Source organism: Mesotoga sp. B105.6.4, from assembly GCF_002896535.1.
GTDB lineage: Bacteria > Thermotogota > Thermotogae > Petrotogales > Kosmotogaceae > Mesotoga.
The window spans coordinates 1-2,667 of record NZ_JWIM01000096.1 but is presented as its reverse complement, the minus strand read 5'-3'; the positions used below and the strand labels follow the sequence as shown (position 1 = coordinate 2,667).

Genomic DNA, 2,667 nt, shown 5'->3' with positions numbered 1-2,667 from the left:
AAACCTATATAGTGTAAGCGTACGGGCGTTGCCATATAGGGGTAGAGGGATATATACGGGCCTGACCGTACAGGGCCGGGAGAAGCTAAAGGCTAGTCGAACTATCTGGGAAGATAGACCGGAGAAGGTGAAAGTCCTGTAGGCGAAAGTCAGAGGCTATCCTTGCATATATCCCGAGTAACGCGGGGCACGAGAAATCCCGCGTGAATCTGGGGAGACCACTCTCTAAGGCTAAATACTACCTGCTGACCGATAGCGGAAAAGTACCGTGAGGGAAAGGTGAAAAGCACCCCGGGAGGGGAGTGAAAGAGTACCTGAAACCGTGAGTCTACAATAAGTGGGAGCACGAAAGTGCGACCGCGTGCCTTTTGATTAATGAGCCTGCGAGTTACCGTAACTGGCGAGGTTAATCCGAGAGAGGAGAAGCCGAAGGGAAACCGAGTCTTAATAGGGCGGAAGTCAGTTGCGATAGACCCGAAACCGGGTGAGCTATCCATGGGCAGGTTGAAGGTGGGGTAACACCCACTGGAGGACCGAACCAGTTAGCAGTAAAAAGCTATTGGATGACCTGTGGATAGGAGTGAAAAGCTAACCGAACTCGGTGATATCTGGTACTCCTCGAAACGTGTTTAAGCACGGCCTTGCATGGTTAGTGGAGGGGGTAGAGCACTGATTGGGCTAGGGGGGCGACCTCCAACCCCAGTCAAACTCCGAATACCTCTACTCAAAGTGCAGGAGACAGACTGCGAGCGATAAGGTCCGTAGTCGAGAGGGAAACAGCCCAGACCACCAGCTAAGGGCCCAGAGAGATAGCTAAGTGTTAAAGGAAGTGGAGAGTCAAAGACAGCTAGGATGTTGGCTTAGAAGCAGCCATCATTAAAAGAGTGCGTAACAGCTCACTAGTCGAGACTCACCGCGCCGAAGATGTAAGGGGGCTAAAGCTATCCTCCGAAGCTGTGGAACAGGAAACTGTTGGTAGAGGAGCATTGTGTTGTAGGGAGAAGGCAGACCCGTGAGGGCTGTTGGACGAGGCACAAGAGAGAATGCAGGCATGAGTAAACGAGAGGAGAGTGAGAATCTCTCCCCCCGAAAGCCTAAGGGTACCTGGGCAAGGTTCGTCCTCCCAGGGTTAGTCGAGATCCTAAGGGGAACCCGAAAGGGGTAGCCGATGGGAAACCGGTTAATATTCCGGTACTGGCGTGACATGAGTTTTGGGGTGTGACACAGGAGGATAGGCGTTGCGTACTAGTTGCATAGTGCGTCTAAGTTTCTAGTCTGATGATCGCGGCAGGGAAATCCACCGCGGGAGGGTGAGGAACGAATGGGAGTTCCTTCGGGAGCAACAACGTTGAGTTCATACTGTCGAGAAAAGCATCGCAAAGCGTTTGAGTGTTAAGCCAATCGTTCTGAAAACCGACACAGGTAGGCAAGCTGAGAAGGCTAAGGGGAGCGGGATAACTCCTGTTAAGGAACTAGGCAAATTGGCCCCGTAACTTCGGGAGAAGGGGTACTCTGGCTGGTTAAGAGCTGGCTGGAGTCGCAGTGACAAGGCAGCGGCGACTGTTTACCAAAAACACAGGGCTCTGCGAATTCGAGAAGAAGACGTATAGGGTCTGACGCCTGCCCAGTGCTGGAAGGTTAAGGGGAAAGGTTAGCGCAAGCGAAGCTTTGAACCGAAGCCCCAGTAAACGGCGGCCGTAACTATAACGGTCCTAAGGTAGCGAAATTCCTTGTCGGGTAAGTTCCGACCTGCACGAATGGCGTAACGATCGCTTGGAGAGCACAACAAGGACATTGCTAAGTGGGCAGTTTGACTGGGGCGGTCGCCTCCAAAAGAGTAACGGAGGCGCGCTAAGGTTGGCTCAGGTTGGTTGGAAATCAACCATAGAGTGTAAGGGCAAAAGCCAGCTTGACTGTGAGACTGACAGGTCGAACAGGAGGGAAACCTGGCCCTAGTGACCCTGCGGCCCTGAGTGGAAAGGCCGTTGATCAACGGATAAAAGCTACCCTGGGGATAACAGGCTTATACTGCCCGAGAGTTCATATCGACGGCAGTGTTTGGCACCTCGATGTCGGCTCATCGCATCCTGGGGCTGGAGCAGGTCCCAAGGGTTAGGCTGTTCGCCTATTAAAGCGGTACGTGAGCTGGGTTCAGAACGTCGTGAGACAGTTCGGTCCCTATCTGTTGCGAGCGTAGGAGACTTGAGAAGGGTAGCCCCTAGTACGAGAGGACCGGGGTTAGTGAACCTCTAGTGAATCAGTTGTCGTGCAAGCGGCAGTAGCTGAGTAGCTACGTTCATGAGTGATAACCGCTGACAGCATCTAAGCGGGAAGCACGCTTCAAGACTAGGTCTCTCAGGATCGTTCGAGAAGAGGACGTAGATAGGCTGGAGATGTAAGCACTGTGAAGTGTTCAGTCGACCAGTACTAATAATCCGATTCCTTTACCTTATTTCCCTATGTACTCTTGAGTGAACAGATATTCTGGGTGAAGATACCGGGGCGGGAAACACCCGGCTCCATACCGAACCCGGCAGTTAAGCCGTCTCGGGCCGATGGTAGTATGTGGGCAACTGCATGCGAGAGTAGGTATCGCCCAGATGTTATACAAGAGGAGAGTCTTTTTGACTCTCCTTTTTGTTTGAGAACCAGTTCCAAGTTGTGAGT

2 rRNA genes are annotated in these 2,667 nt (G+C 52.5%); both read left to right on the top strand.

Annotation, left to right across the window (positions count from 1 at the left end):
* A 23S ribosomal RNA gene (locus tag RJ60_RS14670) occupies positions 1-2,451 on the top strand; the annotation flags it as partial.
* Positions 2,452-2,484: 33 nt separating this feature from the next.
* Positions 2,485-2,601 (top strand): 5S ribosomal RNA (gene rrf / locus RJ60_RS14665).
* The last annotated feature ends 66 nt before the right edge of the window (positions 2,602-2,667 follow it).